18 protein-coding genes are annotated in these 23,728 nt (G+C 67.2%); 3 read left to right on the top strand and 15 right to left on the bottom strand.

Annotated features, from left to right (window positions below; translation table 11 throughout):
- The first annotated feature begins 19 nt into the window (after positions 1–19).
- Entirely contained in the window at positions 20–499 is a 480-nt protein-coding gene (locus tag AB4Y67_RS04350) for an Rv3235 family protein (RefSeq protein WP_441404562.1), read from the top strand.
- A gap of 174 nt (positions 500–673) precedes the next feature.
- On the opposite strand, the gene secA is transcribed toward AB4Y67_RS04350, so the two are convergent.
- From secA to mtrA, 7 genes are all read right to left on the bottom strand, one after another.
- Entirely contained in the window at positions 674–3,412 is a 2,739-nt protein-coding gene (gene secA, locus AB4Y67_RS04345; RefSeq protein WP_441404561.1) for a preprotein translocase subunit SecA, read from the bottom strand.
- A gap of 70 nt (positions 3,413–3,482) precedes the next feature.
- Positions 3,483–4,754, bottom strand: a complete 1,272-nt coding sequence (locus tag AB4Y67_RS04340) for a winged helix-turn-helix domain-containing protein (protein WP_441404560.1) — start codon at positions 4,752–4,754, stop codon at positions 3,483–3,485.
- 32 nt (positions 4,755–4,786) lie between these two features.
- Positions 4,787–5,512, bottom strand: a complete 726-nt coding sequence (gene hpf, locus AB4Y67_RS04335; protein ID WP_441404559.1) for a ribosome hibernation-promoting factor, HPF/YfiA family — start codon at positions 5,510–5,512, stop codon at positions 4,787–4,789.
- Positions 5,513–5,655: 143 nt separating this feature from the next.
- Positions 5,656–6,768, bottom strand: a complete 1,113-nt coding sequence (locus tag AB4Y67_RS04330) for a ComF family protein (RefSeq protein ID WP_441404558.1) — start codon at positions 6,766–6,768, stop codon at positions 5,656–5,658.
- Between the two features lie 134 nt (positions 6,769–6,902).
- Positions 6,903–8,624 carry an LpqB family beta-propeller domain-containing protein gene (locus AB4Y67_RS04325; RefSeq protein WP_441404557.1) on the bottom strand — a complete coding sequence of 574 codons (1,722 nt, stop codon included), beginning with the start codon at positions 8,622–8,624 and terminating at the stop codon, positions 6,903–6,905.
- Positions 8,621–10,360 carry an MtrAB system histidine kinase MtrB gene (mtrB, locus tag AB4Y67_RS04320; RefSeq protein ID WP_441404703.1) on the bottom strand — a complete coding sequence of 580 codons (1,740 nt, stop codon included), beginning with the start codon at positions 10,358–10,360 and terminating at the stop codon, positions 8,621–8,623. The genes AB4Y67_RS04325 and mtrB overlap by 4 nt, the downstream gene beginning before the upstream one ends.
- A 352-nt stretch (positions 10,361–10,712) precedes the next feature.
- A complete protein-coding gene (gene mtrA, locus AB4Y67_RS04315; protein ID WP_441404556.1) occupies positions 10,713–11,387 on the bottom strand; it encodes an MtrAB system response regulator MtrA in 675 nt (224 codons plus the stop codon).
- 174 nt (positions 11,388–11,561) lie between these two features.
- Between mtrA and AB4Y67_RS04310 the strand changes: the two genes are divergently transcribed.
- A complete protein-coding gene (locus AB4Y67_RS04310) occupies positions 11,562–12,275 on the top strand; it encodes a DUF4166 domain-containing protein (RefSeq protein ID WP_441404555.1) in 714 nt (237 codons plus the stop codon).
- Here the strand turns inward: AB4Y67_RS04310 and AB4Y67_RS04305 are convergent.
- The 7 genes from AB4Y67_RS04305 to mnmA all read right to left on the bottom strand — a co-directional run bounded on the left by AB4Y67_RS04305 (position 12,272) and on the right by mnmA (position 20,990).
- Positions 12,272–13,315, bottom strand: coding sequence for a hypothetical protein (locus AB4Y67_RS04305; RefSeq protein ID WP_441404554.1), 1,044 nt, complete (start codon positions 13,313–13,315; stop codon positions 12,272–12,274). The two genes, AB4Y67_RS04310 and AB4Y67_RS04305, sit on opposite strands and share 4 nt — an antisense overlap.
- Positions 13,316–13,317: 2 nt before the next feature.
- Positions 13,318–13,785, bottom strand: coding sequence for a chorismate mutase (locus AB4Y67_RS04300; protein WP_441404553.1), 468 nt, complete (start codon positions 13,783–13,785; stop codon positions 13,318–13,320).
- A 163-nt stretch (positions 13,786–13,948) separates the two neighbouring features.
- The gene (locus AB4Y67_RS04295; protein WP_441404552.1) at positions 13,949–15,658 is read right to left on the bottom strand and encodes an ABC transporter ATP-binding protein; all 1,710 of its coding nucleotides are present in this window, start codon (positions 15,656–15,658) and stop codon (positions 13,949–13,951) included.
- The gene (locus AB4Y67_RS04290; RefSeq protein ID WP_441404551.1) at positions 15,655–16,680 is read right to left on the bottom strand and encodes an ABC transporter permease; all 1,026 of its coding nucleotides are present in this window, start codon (positions 16,678–16,680) and stop codon (positions 15,655–15,657) included. Before AB4Y67_RS04290 ends, AB4Y67_RS04295 begins: the two co-directional genes overlap by 4 nt.
- 1 nt (position 16,681) lies before the next feature.
- A complete protein-coding gene (locus tag AB4Y67_RS04285) occupies positions 16,682–17,773 on the bottom strand; it encodes an ABC transporter permease (RefSeq protein WP_441404550.1) in 1,092 nt (363 codons plus the stop codon).
- 130 nt (positions 17,774–17,903) lie between these two features.
- Complete coding sequence (locus tag AB4Y67_RS04280) at positions 17,904–19,538, bottom strand: ABC transporter substrate-binding protein (protein WP_441404549.1); 1,635 nt, start codon at positions 19,536–19,538, stop codon at positions 17,904–17,906.
- Positions 19,539–19,865: 327 nt separating this feature from the next.
- Complete coding sequence (gene mnmA, locus AB4Y67_RS04275) at positions 19,866–20,990, bottom strand: tRNA 2-thiouridine(34) synthase MnmA (protein ID WP_441404548.1); 1,125 nt, start codon at positions 20,988–20,990, stop codon at positions 19,866–19,868.
- 224 nt (positions 20,991–21,214) lie between these two features.
- Here mnmA and AB4Y67_RS04270 point away from each other — a divergent pair, with 224 nt between their 5' ends.
- Positions 21,215–22,459 (top strand): NAD(P)/FAD-dependent oxidoreductase, encoded by a 1,245-nt coding sequence (locus tag AB4Y67_RS04270; protein ID WP_441404702.1) that lies wholly within the window; start codon positions 21,215–21,217, stop codon positions 22,457–22,459.
- On the opposite strand, the gene AB4Y67_RS04265 is transcribed toward AB4Y67_RS04270, so the two are convergent.
- Entirely contained in the window at positions 22,456–23,685 is a 1,230-nt protein-coding gene (locus tag AB4Y67_RS04265) for a cysteine desulfurase family protein (RefSeq protein ID WP_441404547.1), read from the bottom strand. The two genes, AB4Y67_RS04270 and AB4Y67_RS04265, sit on opposite strands and share 4 nt — an antisense overlap.
- Between the last annotated feature and the right edge of the window lie 43 nt (positions 23,686–23,728).

The raw sequence follows: 23,728 nt of genomic DNA, 5'->3' as shown, positions 1-23,728 counted from the left end.
CCCAGCAAAAGGAAGCACCATGAGCGCCATGACCAGCCCCCGCGCCGCCGCGCAAGTCCACGTAGCCAATGCTTCGCCCTTGCGCCTGGTCCCAGGGGTCGCAGCACCGGATGCGTCCGGGCCAGCGGCGCCGCTGGTTCGGGTTGCCGATGAAACCCGGGAGATCTGTGCGATTTCCCGGAGCACGGTTCAGGCGGCCATCGAGGTGCTGGCCGGCATCCGGCCGGCGCAGCAGCTCGCCCGCCGGCTCGACGAGCGCTGCCTCGCTGCCCTGCAGCACCGTGCCGCGCTGACCCGCAGGGTGCCGTGCGGGGCGTCGCCAACCGCGGGACGGCTGCACCGCAACCCCTCCGTCCGCTCGGTCCGGGCCTGCCGGGTGTCCGCGGATGTCTATGAGGCCAGCGCCGTCGTGGTCGAGGAGCTGCGCGTCCGGGCCGTGGCGCTGAGGCTGGAACGCAGCAGGCTTGCCTGGCGCGTCACGGTCCTGGAAATCGGCTGACAGCCACCGCGCACTGTTACCGGAAAGCAGGCTGGGGGCGACCGACTGCAGCGATGGAAGGAGGAGAGAGCGACAACGAAAGAGGACCGGAACATGTTCCGGTCCTCTTTACTTGCCGCAGAAATTGCTGCGCCGTCAGTTCTGACCGCGGCGGGACAGCCAGCAGCAGATCAGCTAGCGCCGCTTCTTCTTGTTCGCGCGGCGCGGGGCATCCTGCGCCGCGGCCTTGGCCGGGTTTCCGGACCGGCCGGAAGCCTTGGCCTCGACACGCGTCTGGGCCGAACCGTCCTCACCGGGGGCCGTGTACTGCAGCTGGGCCGGCTTTTCCGGCGCTTCCAGTCCTGCGGCCCGGATCTGCGGCTCATGATGTTCAGTGTGTCCGCCCGCGGCGTCTGCGACCACCACGTCTTCGGCGGGTGTCACCTCAACCTCCAGGTTGAACAGGAAGCCGACGCTTTCCTCCCGGATGGCCTCCATCATGGACTGGAACATAATGAAGCCCTCGCGCTGGTATTCCACCAGGGGGTCGCGCTGGGCCATGGCGCGCAGGCCGATGCCTTCCTTGAGGTAGTCCATCTCATAGAGGTGTTCCTGCCATTTGCGGCCGATCACTGAGAGGACAACGCGGCGCTCGAGCTCGCGCATGCTCTCCTGTCCGATGGCTTCTTCGCGGGCCTGGTAGACCAGCCGCGCGTCGGAGAGGATCTCTTCCTTGAGGAAGTCCACGGTGATCCGCGACTTGCCGCCGGCCTCGTCGATGAGGTCGCGAGGGGTGACGCTGACCGGGTAGAGGGTCTTGAGGTTGGACCACAGCAGGTTGAAGTCCCAGTCATCGCCGGTGCCCTCGGCGGTGGCTTCGTCGATGAACGCCGTGATGGTGTCTTCCAGGAAGTATTGGACCTTTTCGTGCAGGTCGTCGCCTTCGAGGATGCGGCGACGGTCGCCGTAGATGGCTTCGCGCTGGCGGTTCAGGACATCGTCGTACTTGAGGACGTTCTTGCGCTGTTCGGCGTTGCGGCCCTCCACCTGGCCCTGGGCCGAGGCGATGGCACGCGAGACCAGCTTGGATTCGAGCGCGACGTCGTCCGGCACCGAGCTGTTCATCAGCCGTTCTGCCGCGCCGGAATTGAACAGGCGCATGAGGTCGTCGGTCAGGGACAGGTAGAAGCGGGACTCGCCGGGGTCGCCCTGGCGGCCGGAGCGGCCGCGCAACTGGTTGTCGATGCGGCGTGATTCGTGCCGTTCGGTGCCCAGCACGTACAGGCCGCCGAGGTTGAGGACTTCCTCGTGCTCGTCCTTCACGGACTGCTTGGCGGCTTCGAAGGCTGCCGGCCATGCAGCTTCGTATTCTTCGGAGTTCTCTTCCGGGTCCAGCCCGAGCTTGGCGAGCTCGGCGACGGCGGTGAACTCGGCGTTGCCGCCGAGCATGATGTCGGTGCCGCGGCCTGCCATGTTGGTCGCAACGGTCACGGCGTCCTTGCGGCCGGCCTGTGCCACGATCGCGGCTTCACGGGCGTGGTTCTTGGCGTTGAGGACCTCGTGCCGGACGCCCTCCTTGGCCAGCAGTCTGGAGAGGTACTCGCTCTTCTCGACGCTGGTGGTGCCGACAAGAATCGGCTGGCCCTTTGCGTGCCGCTCCGCAATATCCTTGACGACGGCGTCGAACTTGACGGTCTCGTTCTTGTAGACGAGGTCCGCCTGGTCGATGCGCGTCATGTCGCGGTTGGTGGGGATGGCAACGACGCCGAGCTTGTACGTGCTCATGAACTCGGCGGCTTCGGTCTCGGCGGTGCCGGTCATGCCGGCCAGCTTGTCGTACATGCGGAAGTAGTTCTGCAGCGTGACCGTGGCAAGGGTCTGGTTCTCGGCCTTGATCTCGACGCCTTCCTTGGCCTCGATCGCCTGGTGCATGCCCTCGTTATAGCGCCGGCCCGCGAGGATACGGCCGGTGTGCTCGTCAACGATGAGCACCTCGCCGTCGAGGATGACGTAGTCCTTGTCCCGCTTGAAGAGTTCCTTGGCCTTGATGGCGTTGTTGAGGAAGCCGATCAAAGGGGTGTTGGCGGACTCGTAGAGGTTGTGGATGCCGAGGTAGTCCTCGACCTTCTCGATGCCTGCCTCGAGCACGCCGACGGTGCGCTTCTTTTCGTCGACTTCGTAGTCATCCTCGGGCTTGAGCCGCGTGACGACCTTGGCGAACTCGCTGTACCAGCGGTTGGTGTCGCCCTGCGCCGGGCCGGAGATGATGAGCGGCGTACGTGCCTCATCGATGAGGATGGAGTCGACCTCATCGACGATGGCGAAGTTGTGGCCGCGCTGGACAAGCTCCGACTTGTCCCACGCCATGTTGTCGCGCAGGTAGTCGAAGCCGAATTCGTTGTTGGTGCCGTAGGTGATGTCAGCGGCGTACTGTTCGCGGCGCACGGCGGGGTCCTGGTTGGACAGGATGCAGCCGCTGGTCAGTCCAAGGAACCGGTAGACACGGCCCATGAGGTCCGACTGGTACTCCGCCAGATAGTCGTTCACGGTAATGACGTGCACGCCGTTGCCGGCCAGTGCGTTGAGGTAGGCCGGAGCGGTGGCCACCAGCGTCTTGCCTTCACCGGTCTTCATTTCGGAGATGTTGCCCAGGTGCAGGGCGGCGCCGCCCATCAGCTGGACATCGAAGTGGCGCAGGCCAAGGGTGCGCGAGGAGGCTTCGCGGACGGCGGCGAACGCCTCTGGCAGCAAGTCGTTGAGCTTCTCGCCGTCAACGTGGCGTGCGCGGAGACGGTCGGTCTCTTCGCGCAGTTCGGCGTCGGTGAAGGTCTGGAAGGAGCTTTCCAGGGCATTGATGGAATCGGCATAGTTCCGCAGTTGCCTCAGGGTCTTTTTATCACCCGTGCGGAGAAGTTTTTCGATAAGTGATGCCACGTGAAGTTGCTCCCAGTCTCAAGCTGCCGAATTCTGGCGTGTTTAGTCTACGGGAGAGACGCAGCGCCGGTTACGCCTGTTCCCTCAGAGCGGATACACCGCTTCCCGCGCCGGACACGGCGTCCGCGAGTGACGGCGCCAGGTCCCCTTTCGGGGACACAACAATCCGGTCCAGTTCCAGCCACTCTGCCATGAGCTGCAGTTCCGCGGCGAGTTCGACGGCGGTGTCGGCCGGGGCGCCCGGCTCCGCGTGCGCAGCCCGGGCCAGCAGGAGGCCGTTGGCCCGGTCGGCCTTGAGGTCGACGCGGGCCACGATCCCGTCGCGCAGGAGGAACGGCAGCACGTAGTAGCCAAACCGGCGCTTCGGCTCCGGCGTGTAGATCTCGATGCGGTAATGGAAACCGAACAAGTCCTCGAGCCGACGCCGCTCGAAGACCAGCGAGTCGAAAGGGCTCAGCAGCGCACGGCCCGTGGCCGTGCGCGGGAGCTTGGCCTCGACGTGCCGGAAGACGGGCTTGTTCCAGCCGGTCACGGTGACCGGCTGGAGCCTGCCGGCGTAAACGAGGTGTTCCACGGCAATGGCGGACGCACGCATGGGCGTCCGGAAGTAATCAGCGAAACACCGCAGCGTGCCGATCCCGTGAGCCCTGGCGGCGGCGTCGATCAGGCGGACCAGCGCTGCCGCCGGCTCCTGCCCGGTGTCTCCTGCGTCGGCGGCTGCGTCGGGATCTGCGTCCGGTCTGGCGGGTAGGACCTTGGCGGTAAGGGTGTAGCGCCGTTCAAAGGAGTCCGTGCGGGACGCGGCCGAAATGAGTCCGGCTTCGAAGAGGTGCTCCAGGACCCGCTTGACCGCGTTCCAGTTCCACCCCCAGTTGTCCTGCGGCCGGTCCTCCACGTGACCCAGCCGGGCGGTGAGTTCGGCGGCGGTCATCGGCCGGCCGGCTGCCAGCGCTTCGAGCACCCGCTCGGCAACGCCGCTGCGCAGCTCGGGGTCCATGGCATGCGCCCCCACCCATTTCCGGCTCTGCCACAGGACCAGGTCCTGGAAGTGGTCGGGCCGGATGAAGCTCGCCTCGTGCGCCCAGTACTCCATCATGCGGCGCGGGTGGGTGCCGGCCATCCGTTGAAGGATGGCGCGGTCGTAGTTCCCAAGGCGGGAGAAGAACGGCAGGTAGTGGCTTCGCGACAGCACGTTGACCGAGTCGATCTGGACCAGCTGGAGACGGGCAAAAGTACGGCCCACCGCCCGTGCAGTCACGGGTCCGGCGGGCCGTACCTTGTCCAATCCCTGGGCTGCCAATGCGATCCGCCGGGCCTGCTTGAGGCTCAGCAATTCCTGCACGTCAGTCCTTTCGTCGGATGGTCAGCACCAGCTTATGCGGTGGCCGGCTCATCCTCGGACCGGTAAGCGAGGATCTTCTCTTCCAGCGCAGCCGCCCCGGGCTCGCAGGTCTGGTCAAGGGAGATCACTCCGTACGTCCACCCGTCCCGGCGATACACGACGGACGGCGCTTTGGTCTCCTTGTCCACGAAGAGGTAGAAGTCGTGCCCCACGAGCTCCATGTTGTCGACGGCGTCGTCGAGCGTGAGGGATGATGCGGGAAAGACCTTCCGGCGGATGAGCACGGGCGAGTCTCCGGCCGGGATATCGTTCTCGACCTCATAGGGCGATTTTTCAGCGGGAGCCTCCTTGGGCTCAAGCCAATGGTTCGCCTCTTCGTATATGGGCTCGCGGGTGCTCGCGGGCTCGAGGGTTGCCGTCGCTTCGGTGACGGACTTGGGGGTGTGCCGGCCGTGGTGGACCTTCTTGCGGTCCTTCGCCCGGCGCAGGCGTTCAAGAAGCTTGTTGTAGGCAAGATCGAACGCGGCGAACTTGTCGGCGGCGCTGGCTTCCGCCCGAATGACGGGGCCACGGCCGAGGACGGTCAGCTCAACCGTGAGCATCTCATCTGTCTGCCGGGCCTTGGTCTCCTTGGAAACCTTCGCGTCCACCCTCTGGACTTTGTCCCCCAGCGACGTGATCTTCGAGATCTTCTCGTCGGCGTACTCGCGGAACCGGTCCGAGACCGTCAAATTGCGTCCGCTGATCATGAACTCCATGGTGCCCTCCAAATGACTTCGGTGACACGACGGCGGCACTTCCTGGGGCTGTTCTGACTGACAGTCGAGCCCCTTTCCGAGCCGCTATCGACAGGTACATCTGTTCTTGGTACCCATCTTCGACGTTAGTTCATAGCAACCTCTTATTCATCCTTTTTTGGTTTATTTTTTTCATTGACGGGCCGCTTCCCTGCCATCGCGGGGCCGGCTGCGCCGAAGTCTCGCGTGCCGGGCGGGCGTGTCGCGGCGAGGACGACGGCGCCCGTCACCAGCGCCCCGGCCGCCCGCAACGCCCGGGCAGCCTCGGCCAACGTGGCGCCCGTGGTGAGCACGTCGTCAACAATGATGCAGGGCCGGCCGTTTACGGTCGGAGCGAAGAGCCCGCGACGTACCCGCATGGATCCCCGCACCCGCTGCGCCCGGTCCCCGCGGCCCAGCCCCTTTTGTCCGCCGGGCTGTCCCCGGAACCCGGGGAGACCGTAAGGGGACCCCGGCGCCGGCCCCGGGGCTCCTCGCCCGGCCGGCCCCCTGCGGGCCCGCAGCCCCGCCTTGTGGAGAGCGTGGACGGTGGACAGGCCGGATTGCCCGCCGGCTCCCGCCGCGCGGAGTGGTCCCAGGCCGCCCAGCAACACATGGACGGGACTGAAGCCCCTCCGCCGAAAGGCGCTTCCGCTCGTTGGCACGGGTACGAGCAGCACCCCCGGGTCCTCCCCGGCGGCAGCCCGGATGGCCCGGGCCAGGCCCGTTGACAGGACCTCCGCGAGCTGTCCCTGGCCGTGCTTCTTGAAGGACAGCACCGCGAGGGCCAGCTCCGCGCGGTAGGCACCGGCGGCCACGACCGGCAGCAGCACCGAGCCGTCCACGTCCATGAGGGCCGGGGCCCGCGCTTCCGCCCGGAACGGTGTGCGCATCAGCTGCCGGACCAGCCGTTCGCAGCCGCCGCAGAGCGCAAGGTCTTCAGCCCCGCAACAGACGCAGTCCACCGGCGCGGCGAGTGCCAGCACTTCGGCCGCGGCGGCCGCGGCCCCGTCCGCCAGCCGTGACAACGGACGGCGGTAGCCACCACGGTGTCTGGCCGCAGCCGTTGCCGGCGGTGCCAGGTCGGGGTCCACAGCTCTCCTCAGCCCGCGGGCTGCGCGGGTCCGGGTTCTCTTGCCTTTGGACCCGGCCCCGACGTTGGCTGCGACGCCGGAACCAGCCCTGGCGCCGGCACTTCCACCACGGCCGGTGTCACCGAGTTCCCTGAAAATAGCCACGTGACAAGGTTCCGCCCGCGCGGTTGCCTGCGGGAGGCCCCGGTGGCGCCATGTGGAAAGCAGCCACGCAGTGACCCGCCCCGCACCGGCCGGGCACGGCTGCCGAAGGGTCCCGGCCGTGCCCGGTCGTAGCGCTAGCCCGGGTAGGACGGATCGATCGGCCCCTTGAGCTGCGGGGACCATCCGTTGCCGATCCGCTGGAAGATGCCTTCCGTCGACTGGGCGTAGATTTCTTCCCCGCCGTTGCCCGCGCTGAGCGCGGTCAGTCCGGGCCAGGGCGCCAGCTTCTGCGTTTGCGACGAGGTGAGGAACAGCAGCTCGGGGGCGACGGCGTCGCTTGGCGAGCCCTTCATCACAGCCACTGTGGAGTCGTCCACCCACACGCCCTGATCCGGGTCATTCGACGCGAGGAGGGTCATCGGCACGGTCAGGTCCTTGGGCGTTCCGTCCGCTGCCCGGACGATGCCGGTTATCTGGACTTTCGTTTTGCCGTTTTGCTCCGTGATGACGAGGGCGCGGGTGCCCTCGCGGGAGACCTTGAATTCCTTGACCGTCCGTCCGGAAAGCCACGCCGGCGACACCGTCACAGTGGGCACGCTGGTGCCTTCGGCCACGCCGGCCGGCCGGTAGGCGACCAGTTCCGTCGCGCCGTTGGCTCCCGGCCCGGCCGTCCAGACCCAGTCGTACCGGTCGAAGGAGGGGCGGGTCAGGGTGGCGCGGGTGGTGAGGGACCTCGCGGGCTGGCCGGGCACGACGGAGTACAGCGTGCCGCGTCCGGCGTTGAGGAAGGCCGCGGATTGCGAGACGGGCGACTCCGCCGGTGCCCGCGGCGACAGGGACGAGACTGGCTGGATGTCCGGAAGCGGCGAGATCCTGTTGTTCTCATACCGGACCAGATCGTTGTTGCTCACGGCGATCTGGCGGGCCGGGACGTTTTTGTCCCGGATCGGCGGGAGGACCGAACCGTTGTCTTCCACGCGCACCAGGTCCTGGTTGGCCCTCAACTCGACGTTGATGACATCCGGCTGGCTGCGGAAAGTGAGGGCAAGCTGGGTCTGCATCCGCAGCCGGTCCTCGTTGGAAGCCTCCACAAGGTCCTTCGCCGTGAGGTCCACCTGGGCAGCGCCGGAGACCACGGGAACCGACTCGCGGGCCAGCTTGATGCCTGAGGGGAAGGCGCTGACGACGGCGCCCTTGAGGTACGGCGCCGGGCCGCCGAGCAGCGCGCTGGTCATGGCCTTGACGGTCTTCTTTTTGATGAACCAGCGGACGTCGGGCACGGCGTAGGTGAACGTGGGGTCATAGAAATAGATCGGATAGGCGCCGTAGATGACTTTGAAGGTCTCCTCCGGGATCGCAGTGCCGTCCGGGAGTTCGGCAATCCGCCATTCACCGTCCACCTTGGTCAGCGTGGCGGGAATGTTTTCCTTGGTCCCCTCCGGCAGCTGGGTGGCCACACCGTCCGCGTCCACGGAGTAGGACAGGTCCAGCTCGTAGTTGAAGACGTTTTCGACGCCGGTCGGCACCACCCGCGCGGAGCGGAAGACGAGCACCCGCTGGTCGGGTTTCCAGGTCACTGACGACGCCTGGGTGAGGTACTGGCGTGCCACCGCGTAGTCGTCCTCGTAGCCGCTGCCGGCGAGATAGAAGTCCTCGATGACCGCTTCCGGCCCGGCACCTGCACGGGGTGCGGACGGGAAGAACACGGGGGCATTGTTGGGGTTCCCCGCGCTCTCGTCAGTGCTCTTTCCCACCGGGCCCGAGCGCGGGATCTGCGCGCAGGACGTCAGCAGGAACAACAGCACCGCCAGCAGCGCGGCCGCGGCACGGGTGGTCTTCCGAGTGGCACCGTTCATGACCCCTCCTTCGTTCCGGTTCCCGTTGATCCGGTGCCCGTTTTTCCGGGGTCCGTGGTTCCGGTACCGGTCTTGCCGGCACCGACAACGCGCGGGGCCGGCGAGGGGTCCAGCAGCAGCATGGTGCGTTCGCTTCCCGTGCCGTGGAGTCCGACGTCGACCGGCTCCAGCTGGAGGGGCGATTTCGTGATGGTCTCCCCCTGGCGCAGCGGGAGGGTGAGGCGGAAGTTCGCGCCGCTGCCCTTGCTTCCCCAGGCCTGGAGCCAGCCGTTGTGGAGTTTCGTGTCTTCGGCGGCGATGGACAGGCCGAGTCCGCTGCCGCCCGTTGTGCGCGCCCGGGCCGGGTCAGCTCGCCAGAAACGGTCGAACACGCGTGCCGCTTCCGCGGGAGTCATGCCGATGCCGTGGTCCCGGACTGCGACGGCTACGGAGTTGCCGTTGGCGGCCACGGAAATGTTCACCGGGCGGCCCTCACCGTGTTCCAGCGCGTTCAGGATGAGGTTGCGCAGGATCCGGTCGATCCGGCGGTCGTCCATATCCACGATGATGCTGTCCCGGGGCGCGTTGAGGGTGACGTCGGAGCCGTACTCGGCCGCCACCGGGGCAACGCCTTCCATCACGTGCGCAACGAGCTGCACAACGTCGCCGGGTTCGGCGTCGAGCGTGGCGACGCCGGCGTCGAAGCGGGAGATTTCCAGCAGGTCGGCCAGCAGAGACTGGAACCGCTCCACCTGGTTGTAGAGCAGTTCCGCGGAGCGCTTGTTGATCGGGTCGAAGTCCTCGCGTGCGTCGTAGAGGACTTCGGCGGCCATCCGCACGGTCGTGAGCGGAGTACGCAGTTCGTGGGAGACGTCTGAAACGAACCGCTGCTGCATCTGGGACAGGGTGGCAAGCTGCGTGATCTGCTCCTGGAGGCTCGCGGCCATGTGGTTGAAGGAGGCCCCCAGCCGCGCCACCTCGTCCTCGCCCTTGACCACCATACGTTCCTGCAGCTGCCCCGCCGCGAGCTTCTCGGACACGACAGCGGCGTGGCTGACCGGGCTGACGACATTTCGGGTCACGTACCAGGCCACGGCGCCAATCAGCAGCGCCAGGACCGCGCCGCCGGCCAGCAGCACGTTCTGGATCTCGTCAAGGGTCTTCTGTGCCGTATTGAGGTCATAGATCAGGTAGAGCTCATAGACCGTGCCGTTGAAGGTGACCTTGTTGCCGACGGCAATTCCGGGCCGGTCTTCGGTACCCACCGGGAACTCCGTGGATGCCCAGAACTGCTCTTTGCCCGAATCCTGCACGGCCTTGCGCAGGTCGGTCGGAATGACGCTGATGGTGAGCTGGTCCGAGGCCCGTGACTCCACCCAGCGGTTGCGGGGTTTGGTCTGTTCCGGCATGGCCTCAAAGACGTAGCGCCGCTGAATCACCGAACCGCGGCCCTCGACGGCGTTCAGCGTGTCGTAGACGAGCGTAATGACACTGGACTGATCGGTGACCTGGGCGCCGTCGAACGTGTCCTGGACCTGTTTGACGTTGTAGCGCGTCTCCGACTCGGCCTGGGCCAGCCGTTCCTGGAAGAGGTTGTTGGCGATCTGGTTCGACAGGTACGCGCCGACGACGGCGAAGGACATGATCGCCAGCATGAGCGTCGTCAGCACGGTCCGGAACTGCATCGACCGCCGCCATTTGCTGTGCAGTGAACGGAGCAGGTAGCGGATTCCGGGGAGCAGGCGGGTGGCTCCCATCCGGACCAGCCTCGCCACGCGCACGCCCACAATCCGGGCGCGCTTAACCCAGATCCTGGTCTGGAAGCCCACGGCATGCCAGCCGGCGGGACCGTCGTGGTGCCCAGCGGCTGTGGGTGCGAACGCGCCGGCGTCGGCGGTATCGGCGTCGGCTGTTTCGGGTTCGACGGCGGCCGGCTCCGGGGCCGCCGTCGGCGTGCCGGCAGCGGGTGCGTCGGCACTGGGTGCGTCGGCGGCGGGAACGGTCAGGCCAGGCTCGCGGAGATCAACCGATGCGCGGGCAGCACTTTTCGGAGCGGCCCCTTGAGCGGGTGCGCCCGCCGGACCATTTCCGGGGCGGCGGTCCGACGGTTCAGGAACCTGCTTTGTAGCCGACACCACGGACCGTCAATACAACTTCGGGGGCTTCGGGGTCACGTTCGATCTTTGACCTCAGCCGCTGGACGTGGACGTTGACCAGCCGCGTGTCGGCGGCGTGCCTGTAGCCCCAGACCTGCTCCAGGAGGAGTTCCCGGGTGAAGACCTGCCAGGGCTTGCGGGCCAGTGCCACCAGCAGGTCGAATTCCAGCGGTGTCAGCGAGATGCGCTCGGTGCCGCGGCTGACGAGGTGTCCTGCGACGTCGATCGTGACGTCCGCGATGCGCAGCGTCTCCGGGGCCTTCTGGTCGCCGGGCCGGAGCCGGGCCCGGACCCGGGCGACGAGCTCGGCCGGTTTGAACGGCTTCGGGACGTAGTCATCGGCGCCGGACTCGAGGCCACGGACGACGTCGGAGGTGTCTGCCTTGGCGGTGAGCATCACGATCGGCACGTCGGATTCGGCGCGGATCTGGCGGCAGACTTCAATGCCGTCTATGCCCGGAAGCATAAGGTCAAGCAGCACGAGGTCCGGCTTGGCGGCGCGGAAAACTTCCAGGGCCTTCCCGCCGTCAGCGCAGAAGACAGGCTCGAACCCGTCATTGCGCAGCACAATACCGATCATCTCGGCCAGCGCCTCGTCATCGTCCACTACCAGAATGCGTGCCTTCATATGTATATATTCCCCTATTGAAATGGCTTTGTCGTATTCGGCGGTGCCCGGGCATGGCGCCGCCGGCGCCCGGACCGCACTTCGACGCCGCAGCCGGGGTTATGACAAACCCCCGTTTGTGCCGCAGGCTGTAGGCAGGAACCCGGCACCAGGCCGGCAACCCAGGAGGTTTCTGTGAGCACCCCGATCTATCAGCTTGCGCTCGGCGCGGACTTTGCGCTCCTGCAGCCGGAGCTGCAGGAGTACTTCTCACTCGCTCCCGGATCCGGCCGCTACGGCGTCGGCGAGGGCGTGTTCGAGGTCGTCGGCTGCCGGCAGAAATGGCTGCGCCCGCTGCTGCGCCTCGCCGCCGGCGAGGAGTCGTTCTTCCCGGAATATGGGGAGGGCATCCGCTTCCGGATCGAGAATCATGCCCACCTGGACCCGTTCGGGCGGTCCAGCCTCACCGCCCGGCGCGAAATCTTCTTCCCGGGCACCACGCGGTTGTTCCACGACACCACGAGCTTCGATGATTCAGGCGGCCGGCACGGTCTGGTGGATTACGTCGGGCGGTACAGGCGGCTCGTGACCGACCTCAACCTCGGCGTCACCGCCGGCGGCAGGCTGCGCGGGGTTTCGGAGGCGTCGCGGCTGTTCCTGGGCCCGCTCCGGATTCCCCTGCCGGCCGCCCTTGATGCCAAAGCGTACGCCGAACAGTGGTGGGCTCCGGAGGAGGGCCCAGCCGGAAAGCACCGGATCCAGGTGAAGGTGATCCAGCCGCAGCTGGGGCTGGTCCTCGTCTATGCCGGGCACTTCGACTACCGGCTGGAACCGTACCCGGACGGCCAGTCGGCCCCGGGGTACCTTCCGGACCGGGCCCGGCCCGAACGCTGGGAAGCCCGCAGCTAGCCGAGCGCGAGCTGGTTGAGGCCGTCGGCGACCTGGGTCAGCCGCCCCAGCACCGCCGTCGCGGATGACGGCGAATGACCGGACAGCCCGTCCGACGGCGTGACCCGCAAGGCGCCAAGGGTCGACGCCGGCAGGCCCAGTTGGCGCCACGGCCGCCAGACGGTCTCCACGACGTCGGCGACGCGGGGAAGCGCAGCGGCGGGATTGGCGACGTCGAGCGCCCCGGCCCACAGCCGCTTACCTGACTCCACAGCGCCGGCCAGCTGTTCCCACTGCCGGGACGTCAGCGCGCGCAGGGGCACGGCGATCCCGTCGGCGCCGGCCGCCAAAATCCGTTCGAACGGCGCCTCGACTTCCGGGACGGACACCACCACCTCGACGGCGCCGGCCGCCCGCAGGGCGTCGATGACCAGCTGCCAGGCGTCGGTGGCTTCCCGGCCCGGCACCGAGCGCAGGGTCCGGTAGCCGCTGGAGGTGGGAATGGTGCCGGCCAGTACCGAGGCGATCTCCGGCTCGTCGATCTGGACCACGATGCGGGCCCCGGGGGCCGCGGCAGCCACACGGCTGAGGTAGCCGCCGGCGCCGGCAGCCAGCGAAGCCGCGAGGTCGCGGCGGGCACCATGGTCTATCAGGGCACGCTCGCCGTTGTGGAGGTGCAGGCCCGCGGCAAGGCTGAGCGGGCCGCGGAGCTGGACCTTGATGTCCGTGGCCGGGGTGTCCTCGGCGCCGATGACGTCGGCAAGGATGTTGATGTCGGTGGACAGGGCCGAATGCGCCCGCCGGAAATCCTTGCCGGGACGGTCCACGATCCGCCAGCCGTGGGGCTGGACGTCCACGGCGAGGTCCACCAACAGGGACGCTGTCCGGCCGAGCGCGTCGGAACCGACGCCCCGGTCCGGCAATTCGGCCAGGAATGGCAGGTGCGGGCTGCCGAGCTCGCCGCGGATGATGCGCGCTGCTTCGAGGGGGTCCTCGCCGGGCCAGGTGCCCAGGGCGGTGGCGGTGACCTGTTCCGGCTGCGCTGCTTGGGGTCCGGCCACGGCTAGGCGGTGGCGGAGACGGTCGGGCCTGCGGCGCCGGGGACTTCGCCGGCGGTCGGCTGGCGCACGGCGTTGGTGGCCCCGGGATCGGCGGCCAGTGCCGCTTCATGGTCCTCGGCGATGGCCTCGTGGTGCCGGATGACCTCGCCGATGATGAAGTTGAGGAACTTCTCTGCGAAGGCCGGGTCCAGGTGGGCCTCCGCGGCAAGGCGTCGCAGCCGCGCGATCTGGGCTGTTTCCCGGCCGGGGTCCCCGGCGGGAAGTTTGTGGGCTGCCTTCAGGAATCCGACCTTCTGGGTGGCCTTGAAGCGCTCGGCGAGCAGGAAGACGAGGGTGGCATCGATGTTGTCGATGCTGGAGCGGATCGACAGCAGCTCCGCCATCACCGCGGGATCCACCTGACCGGCCAGCGAGCTGGCCCCGGGGTCATAGGAATCGGCGTCAGGATTAGTCTGGTTCTGCTCGGTCATTGCTCCAGTCTAGGGGCACCGGCGCTAATCACTTCTGCTGTTAAGCGGGCCCGGGCGGCCTGCCCGGGGTGGCCTTCCGTCCCGTCTCCGGGGTGCGGAAAGGGACATGCCCGCCGTTCGTTGCGAACGGCGGGCATGTCCCTTGGATAACTTGCGGAACGGCTCAGCTGTGGAGGACTGCGCGGAATTCCTGCCGGCGTCTGGCCTGTTCGTCCGGATCCGGAACCGGCAGGGAGGCAATCAGCTTCTTGGTGTATTCGTGCTGCGGATTGCCCATCACCTGGTTCCCGAGACCCTGCTCCACCATTTTGCCCTTGTAGAGGACACCGACCCAGTGGGACAGGATGTCGACGACGGCGAGGTCGTGGCTGATGAACAGCGCGGCGAAGCCGAATTCGGCCTGGATGTCCTTGAACAGTTCCAGCACGACGGCCTGGACCGAAACGTCCAGGGCCGACGTCGGCTCGTCGGCAATGAGCAGCTTCGGGTTCAGGATGAGCGCCCGCGCGAGGGAAGCACGCTGCCGCTGCCCGCCGGAGAGCTCATGCGGGAACCGGTCGGCGTAGGCGGCCGGCAGTTGCACGGCTTCCAGCAGCTCCCTGGTCCGCTTCCTGGCCTCGGCCGGGGTTGGTTTGGTGTGAATGACCAGGGGCTCGGCAATGCAGTCGCCGATGGTCAGCTGCGGGTTGAAGGACGCCGCCGGATCCTGGAACACGAAACCGATCTCTTTGCGCAGCGGCTTGAACGTGCGCTCCTTCAGGTTGAGCATTTCGTAGCCCAGGACGTTCAGGCTGCCGCCGGTGGTCCGGTTCAGGCCCGCGATGGCCCGCCCGATCGTTGTCTTGCCGGAGCCCGACTCCCCCACCAGGCCGAAAACCTCGCCCGCGGACAGAGTGAAGTTGACCCCGTCCACGGCCTTGAAAGCGGGGCTTCCCAGCCGGCCCGGGTACTCGATGGTGAGGTTCTTGGCCTCAACGAGCACCTCGCCGCCCTGGTGCGCCCGCTCCATCATGCCTTCGGAAGCGGAGTTCCTGCCCAGGTGCGGCACCGCAGCCAGGAGCTTCTTGGTGTAATCCTGCTTCGGCTCGGCAAAGAGCACCCGCGAGGTTGCCTCTTCGACGACGTCGCCCTGGTACATCACGACGACGCGGTCGGCGAGGTCCGCCACCACGCCCATGTTGTGCGTGATGAGCACGATCGACGTGCCGTACTGGTCCCGGAGATCCCGCAGGAGCTCGAGGATTTCGGCCTGCACGGTAACGTCCAGCGCTGTGGTTGGCTCGTCGGCCACGATGAGCCCCGGGTTCAGGGCCAACGCCGCGGCGATGACCACGCGCTGCTTCTGCCCGCCGGAAAACTGGTGCGGGTAGTAGTTGACCCTTGTTTCGGCGTCCGGGATCCCCACTTTGCGCAGCGCCTCAATGGCGCGGGTCTTGGCTTCTTTGGCGCTGATGCTGCCGCCTCCCCCGTGGCGTGCATGGGAGCGGATGCCTTCGGCAATCTGCCAGCCAACCGTAAAGACCGGGTTCAGTGCCGTGGACGGTTCCTGGAAGACCATGGCCACGTCGCGGCCCCGGATTTCCCGGAGCTTCGCCGGGCTGACACTGATGACGTTGTTGCCGTTGATCAGCACCGCCCCGGAGCTGATCGCGGTCTCCGGCAGGAGGCCAAGGATCGTCTTGGCGGTGACGGTCTTGCCGGAGCCCGATTCGCCCACGATCGCGACGACCTCGCCGGGGTTGACCTCGAGGCTGACGTCCTTGACGGCGTACACATCGCCGGCGTCGGTGGCGAAGGTGACCTTGAGGTGGTCGATGTCGAGGACCGGGCCCGCGCCGGTGCCGGTGCCCTGCTTGTCGATGTTGATGGTCATGAACTTCTCACTTCTGCTTCGGGTGCGGCCTGGGCGCCGGTGGTGGAGTCCGGGCCGCCCTTGCCGGAGACAGCCTTCTTGCGGCCCCGCAGCCGGGGGTCGTTGAGGTCGTTGATGCTCTCGCCGACGAGCGTCAGTCCGAGGACGGTGAGGACGATCGCGAGGCCGGGGTACACGCCCGTCCACCAGATGCCGGACGTAGTATCCGCCAGGGCCTTGTTGAGGTCGAAACCCCATTCCGCGGCCGACGTCGGCTCAATGCCGAAGCCCAGGAAGCCCAGGCCGGCGAGCGTGAGGATGGCCTCGGAGGCATTGAGGGTGAAGATCAGGGGCAGGGTGCGGGTGGCGTTCTTGAAGACGTGGAGGCGCATGATGCGGATGTTGGAGGCGCCCACAACCTTCGCCGATTCCACAAACGGTTCCGCTTTGAGCCGGATGGTCTCGGCCCGGATGACGCGGAAGTACTGCGGGATGAAAACCACCGTGATGGAGATTGCCGCAGCGAGGATGCCGCCCCAGAGGCTGGACCGGCCGCCGCTGATGGCGATCGCCATGACGATGGCCACGAGCAGGGGCGGGAACGCGTAGATGGCATCCGCGATGACCACGAGGGTCCGGTCCAGCCAGCCGCCGATGTAGCCGCTGACCAGGCCCAGGGCCACGCCGATGAAGATCGACATGACCACGGCCACGATGATCACGAGGACGGCTGTCTGGGCACCCCAGACGACGCGGGAGAAGACATCATAGCTGCCCACGGTGGTGCCCCAGATGTGTTGCCCGCCGGGTGCCTGCTGCGACGGGAAGTTGCCCTCGGCGTCGGAGATCTGCGAAAAGCCGAACGGCGCGATCAGGGGAGCGAAAATCGCGGTCAGCAGGAAGACCGCGGTGAGGATCAGCCCGGCCACAAGCATGCCCCGCTGCAGGCCGACGCTCTTGTTGAAGTGCGAGATGACCGGCAGCCGCCGGAACCAAGGCCCTCGGGGATCCTTGACGGGTTCAATAACGGCAGTGGTGCTCATATCAGTACCTCACGCGGGGGTCGATCAGCGCGGCGAGAATGTCCACGAAGAAGTTGGTAACAGCCACGATCACGGCCAGGAGGACCACGATGCCCTGGACGGCCACGAAGTCGCGGGCTGTCAGGTAGGTCGCGAGCTGGAAGCCCAGGCCCTTCCATTCGAAGGTGGTTTCGGTCAGCACCGCGCCGCCCAGCAGCACGGCGATCTGGAGTCCCATCACGGTGATGATGGGAATGAGGGCCGGCTTGTAGGCGTGCTTGGTGACCAGACGGTATTCGCTGACACCGCGTGAACGGCCGGCCTCGACGTAGTCCTTGCCGAGCGTGCCGATCACGTTGGTCCTGACGAGGCGCAGGAAGATGCCGGCGGTCAGCAGGCCAAGGGCGAGTGCGGGGAGCACGGCATGCGCCATGACGTCGGCCAGGGCGGCCATGTTGCCGCTGCGGATGGCGTCCAGCCAGTAAATGCCCGTGGGTGACTCGAGCGAGGTCAGGGCAAGCTCATTGGCGGGCGTGGCACGTCCGGCGACCGGGAGCCAGCCCAGCCAGACGGAAAATGTCAGCTTGAACAGCAGCCCGGAGAAGAAGACCGGCGTGGCGTAGCAGAGGATCGCGAAGACGCGCAGCCCGGCGTCCGGACCCTTGTCGCGCCGGTGGGCGGCGATCAGGCCCAGCGGAATGCCGACGACCAGGGCCACCAGCAGAGCGTTGAGGGTCAGTTCCAGGGTGGCCGCGCCGTAAGTGAGGAGCATCTCCGAGACCGGGCGGTTGTCGGACAGGGTGGTGCCGAAGTTGCCGGTGATGAGCTGGGCCAGGTACTCGAAGTACTGCACCAGAATTGGCCGGTCATAACCGGCGGCTGTGATGCGCTCCTGGAGCTGTTCCGGCGGCAGCCGGCCGCCCAGGGCTGCCGTAATGGGATCGCCGGTGGTGCGCATCAGGAAGAACACCATGGTGACGAGGATGAGGATCGTCGGGAAGATCAGGAAGAACCTGATCAGGATGTAGCGGCCCAGTCCCCCACCGGACGTTTTCTTCTTGATCGGCAGGAGGCCTTCACCGTCGGTCGGCGGCGCCTCGATAAGTGTTGTCATTGGTACCTAAATGTGTGTTCCGGAAAGCCTTGTGGGCTGCGGAAGCTGTTGTCCTGTATCAGCACCAAAGGCGGGACGCCGTGTGGGCGCCCCGCCTCGTTGGCTGGTCAGAACCGGATGGGGAATGGACCTACTTGGAAATGACACCAAGGCGGGTCTTGAAGGAAGCGTCCAGGGTCTGGTCTACGCCCTTGACGTCCTTGCCTGCGACCATGAGCTGGGCGCCCTGCAGGAGCGGCAGCGTGGACAGGTCCTTGGCGACGGCCGTCTGCGCCTCGCCGAGTACCTTTTCGCGTTCTGCCTTGTCAACGGTCGTCAGCTGCTTGCTGATGAGGTCCGTGACGGCGGGGTTTTCGTAGTGGTTCTTCAGGAAGTTGCCGGGGACGAAGAACGGGGTGAGGTAGTTGTCGGCGTCGGAGTAGTCCGGGAACCAGCCGAGCTGGTAGACCGGGTAGGCGTCGGCCGTACGGTCCTTGGAGTATGTGACCCACTCGGTGGACTGCAGTTCAACCTTGAACAGGCCGGACTTCTCCAGCTGTTCCTTGATCATGGCGTATTCGTCGCCGGAGGACTTGCCGTAGTGGTCCGGGTTGTACTGGAGCTTGATGGTGACGGGACCGGTGACGCCCGCGTCGGCGAAGGCCTTCTTGGCCTTGTCGAGGCTGGGCTTGCCGCTTCCGTCGCCGTACATTTCCTTCAGCGGCTGGATGGCGCCGACGAAGCCGTCGGGAACGACGGAGTAGGCCGGCAGGTACGTGCCCTTGTAGACCTGGCTGGCGATCGCGTCACGGTCAACGACGTCGGCCATGGCCTGGCGGACTGCCAGAGCCTTCGCGGGATCGGCGTCAGCAGTCTTGGCACCAAACGGCATGGTGTCGAAGTTGAAGACGATGTAGCGCAGCTCGCCGCCCGGGCCCTTGTGGACCTTGACCTTGGCATCCTTTTCCAGGTCCGCGACGTCGGTCGCGGTCAGGCTGCGGCCGGCGACGTCGATGTTGCCCTGCTGGACGTCCAGCTTGAGGTTGTTGGGATCGGCGTAGTACTTGATCGTGGCGCCGCCGTTGGCCGGCTTGCCGAGGAGGCCCTGGTAGTCCGGGTTGACCTTGAGGCTGACGAGTTCGTTCTTCTTGTAGCTCTCGATCGTGTAGGGGCCCGCGAACGGCTTGCCCTTGACGATTTCGTCGTCGGTCATCAGCTTGTCGGCCGGGAAGACCTCTTCGTCGATGATCGGACCCGCGTTGGCGGCGAGGACGCCGGGGAAGACCTGGTCGTTGCCGGCCTTCAGCGTGAAGACCACGGTGGAGTCGTCCTTGACGGCGACCGATTCGAGGTTGCCGAGCAGCGAAGCCGGGCCGTTGTCGTCGGCGATCTTGACCACACGGTCGATCGAGAACTTCACGTCGGAGGACGTCAGCGCATGGCCGTTGGCAAACTTCAGGCCGGGCTTGAGCTTGACGGTGTATTCGGTGGGGCTCGTGAAGGAGGCCGACTCGGCAATGTCCGGGGTGGAATCCGCGGTGCCCGGCTTCGAGTTGAGCAGGAACGGATAGATCTGGTTCATCACCATGAAGGAGCCGGCGTCGTACGAGCCGGCCGGGTCGAGGGTGACAACCTTGTCGGTGGTGCCGTACGTAATGGTGCCTCCACCGGCGGCGCTGCCGGTGGCCGTGCCGCCGCCGGAGGGGCCGGTGCAGGCGGTCAGCGCGAAGGCGGATACCCCGGCGAGCGCGATGGCGCTCTTGAGGGCCTTTTTGTTCATTGCCATCTGTGAACTTTCTGTTCGATGAGTACTAGTGCTCAGCCAGGAAGTCGCGAAGAGGACTCGGGGGCAGAAACACTGTCCTGATGCCTCGATTCAACCAGACGATCAGTAGGTGAATCGTTACATCCTGTGAGATGAGACACAAAATTTACACGAACGGGCACAACTCATCACTATCTTCAGGCATTCCGCCTGAAATTCGGCAGGGCGCATAGACGCCGCACGCGCCTGCTCGCGCGGTCCCCGCCCTGCGCAGCAAACGAAAAAGCCGCACACCGACGGTGTGCGGCTTGGTCGCCGGCCTGGTACGGCCGTCGGATATCGGGAGCGTCAGAGTGCGGCCCGCTGCAGCGAACGCGCCGCATCGATGGTTGCCTGGCCCAGCACCCGGCTGCCCTGGTACAGCACAACGGTCTGGCCGGGGGCCACGCCGCGCAGCGGTTCGGTCAACGTGACCACGAGGTCGCCGGCACCTGCCGCGCCGTCCATGCGCGCGGTGGCGGGCACGGGGTCGCCGTGGGCACGGACCTGGGCATAGCAGTCGAATTCCTCGCCAGTGGCGATCTCCGCGATCGGCAGGCCGGCCCAGGAGACCTTGATGCCGCGGATCTCGTCGATAGCGAGGAGTGCCTCGGGCCCCACGACGACTTTGTTTTCCTTCGGCCGGATCTCCAGCACGAAGCGCGGCTTGCCGTCGGCTGCCGGGGTGCCGAGCTTCAGGCCACGGCGCTGCCCGACCGTGAACGCATTGGCGCCGGGGTGCTCGCCAACCTTGGCGCCGGACTCGTCGACGATGTCGCCGGTGGTCATCTCGATCTTCTCGGCCAGCCAGCCGGCGGTGTCGCCGTCGGGGATGAAGCAGATGTCGTGGCTGTCCGGCTTGTTCGCCACGGACAGGCCGCGGCGCTCCGCCTCGGCCCGGACCTCGGCCTTGGACGGCGTGTCCGCGAGCGGGAACATGGAGTGCTTGAGCTGTTCGTGCGTGAGCACGCCCAGGACGTAGCTCTGGTCCTTGGCCCAGTCCGCGGCACGGTGAAGTTCCGGGTTGCCGTCGGCGTCGTTGATCACCTTGGCATAGTGGCCGGTGCAGACGGCGTCGAATCCCAGGGCTATTGCCTTTTCCAGCAGCGCGGCGAACTTGATCCGTTCGTTGCAGCGCATGCAGGGGTTCGGCGTGCGGCCGGCGGCGTATTCGTCGATGAAGTCCTGGACCACGTCTTCCTTGAAGCGCTCCGAGAAGTCCCATACGTAGTACGGGATTCCGAGCACGTCGCAGGCACGCCAGGCGTCGCGGGAGTCCTCGATGGTGCAGCAGCCGCGGCTGCCGGTGCGCAGGGTACCCGGCATCCTGGACAGCGCAAGGTGGACGCCGACGACGTCGTGTCCCGCCTCGACGGCGCGGGCTGCGGCAACGGCGGAATCGACGCCGCCGCTCATGGCTGCAAGAACTCGCATACTGACTTTCTTTGGGGTTCAGGGGTTGTTGCCGGCACCGGCGGCTGCTGGACGCAGAAATAGCACAATGCCTGCCGCCCCATTCTATCGCCACGCCGAATCCTCACCCAAAAGACCTTGACGGCAGTCGGTGGCGATTCTAAAGTCAAAAATATCGGTTTTAGATGCACCTCCCGCGACATGCGGCCCCGGTTGCGCCGGCGGCCGCAGGAATCGAGCACATGATGGCCTCCGAAAACGTTGTGATCGTGGGCGGCGGACTCGCCGGCGCCACCGCTGCCAAGACCCTCCGCGCGGAAGGGTACGGCGGACCGGTGATCCTCCTGGCGGAGGAGCGGCACCATCCCTACCTGCGCCCGCCGCTGTCCAAGGAATACCTCCTGGGCAAGGCCGAAGACGATGCCCTGCCCGTGGCTCCGGGCGGCTGGTACGAAGAGAACGGAGTCGAACTGCTGCTGGGTGCCACCGTCACGGGGATTGATCCGGCCGCCCGCAGCGTGAACCTCCGGGACGGCCAGAGCCTGGGCTACGGCTCCCTGCTGCTGGCCACCGGCGCCCGCCCGCGGCGGATTCCGCTGCCCGGAAGCGACGCGGAGGGGGTCAGCACCTTCCGCACCGTGGACGACAGCCGCCGCCTGCGCGCCGGACTGGCCGACGGCGGCCGGAACGTCGTGATGATCGGTTCGGGCTGGATCGGGATGGAGCTCGCCGCGGCGGCGAGCGCGTATGGAAACTCCGTCACCCTGCTGGGGCTGGAGGACGTTCCGCTGGGCGCGGCGATCGGGCGCGAGCTGGGCGGGTTCTTCCGTGGGCTGCACGAGGCGAACGGCGTCCGGTTCCGGCTCCCTGCCTCGGCTGCGGAAATCAGGGAGCAGTCGGGCCGGGTCACCGGCGTGGTCACGGATGCCGGGGAGGTCCTGCCCGCGGATCTCGTGATCATCGCCGTCGGAGTCGTCCCCGAGGTCTCGCTGGCCGAAGCGGCGGGCGTCGCCCTGCAGAACGGCATCCTCACGGATGCATCGCTGCGGACGTCCGCGCCCGGAATCTTTGCCGCCGGGGACGTCGCCAACGCCCTGCATCCCTTCACCGGCGAGCACCACCGCAGCGAGCACTGGTCCAATGCCCTCAGCGGCGGCAAGGTGGCGGCCCGGGCGATGCTCGGCCAGGACGCCGTGCTGGATGCGGTTCCCTACTTCTACACCGACCAGTTCGACGTCAGCATGGAGTACTCCGGCTTCCCGGCACTCGTCTCCGGGCCGCCCACGATCCGCGGCTCCCTCGAGGGCAAGGAGTTCCTCGCCTTCTGGCAGCGGGACGGCCGGGTGGTCGCGGGAATGAGCGTGAACTGGCCGCGCTCCGGCAAGCCGCAAAAGATGATCAAGCAGCTTGTCTCGGCGAGGACCGCAGTGGACCCGGCAGCCCTTGCCGATCCGGGTGTCCCGCTCGACAGCCTGCTGCCGGAAGCCTAACCTTTCGCGGCAGTGTGGCGGGCGACGGTCCCGGCGGTCTGGATGCTGGACTCGTGGCCGGCCATGCCGGCCTGGCGTGCGCGGGTGTAGGCGCCGGGCAGGGCAGCCAGCAGCGCATCGACGTCGGCCTCGGTGGAGGAATGCCCCAGGCTGAACCGCTGGGCGCCCCGGGCCGTGTCCTCGTCCAGTCCCGTGGCCAGCAGCACGTGGGACGGCCGGGGTACTCCCGCCGTGCAGGCCGAACCGGTGGAGGATTCGACGCCTGCCAGATCGAGCAGGAACAGCAGTGAGTCGCCTTCGCAGCCGGGAAAGGTGAAGTGGGCGCTGCCCGGCAGCCGTCCTGCGCCGGGGGCGCCGCGCAGCACGGCGTCCGGCACCGCCGCCAGGACGCCGTCGATCAGCCGGTCCCGGAGCGCGGCAATGCGCGCCGCCTCCTCCGGGAGTTTGGTGGTGACCGCCTCGGCCGCGGCGGCAAACGCTGCGATGGACGCGGTGTCCAGGGTTCCGGAGCGGACGTCGCGTTCCTGTCCCCCGCCGTGCTGGACGGGGGTCAGCTTCACGGCGCGGCCGAGCATCAGCGCGCCGACGCCGACCGGGCCGCCGATCTTGTGCCCGGAGATGGACATGGCGTCGAGCCCGCTGGCCCGGAAATCCACGGGTACCGAGCCGAAGGCCTGGACCGCATCGGAGTGCACCGGAACGCCGGCCCGGTGGGCCAGTTCGACGATCTCCGCGATCGGCTGGATGCTGCCGACTTCGTTGTTGGCCCACATCACCGTGACCAGGGCGATCGAGCCCGGGTCCCGCGCGAGCTCGGCGGCCAGCACCGCAACGTCCACGACGCCGTCCGCATCCACCGGCAGCCACGACACTTCGGCACCCTCGTGCCGCTCGAGCCATTCAACGGTGTCCAGCACGGCGTGGTGTTCGACGGCGGAGCACAGGATGCGCGTACGGGCGGGATTCTCGGCCTGGCGGGCCCAGTACAGGCCCTTCACGGCAAGGTTGTCGGCTTCCGTGCCGCCCGAGGTGAAGATGACCTCGGAGGGGTGCGCCCCGGCCGCGGCCGCCAGCACCTCGCGGGCGTCCTCGACGGCGCGGCGGGCGCGGCGGCCCGATCCGTGCAGGGAGGAGGGGTTGCCGGTCCGCGCCAGTTCACGGGTCAGCGCCGCCAGGGCCTCCGGGGCCAGGGACGTGGTGGCTGCATGATCAAGGTATACGGGCACAGGGCAATTCTACCTGCGGGCCCGCTGCTGCCCTGGGGTACAT

The sequence above is a fragment of the Arthrobacter sp. YAF17 genome, assembly GCF_052113365.1.
Lineage (GTDB): Bacteria > Actinomycetota > Actinomycetes > Actinomycetales > Micrococcaceae > Arthrobacter.
The sequence above is the reverse complement of the archived record's forward strand: the minus strand, read 5'-3'. Positions and strand labels throughout refer to the sequence as shown.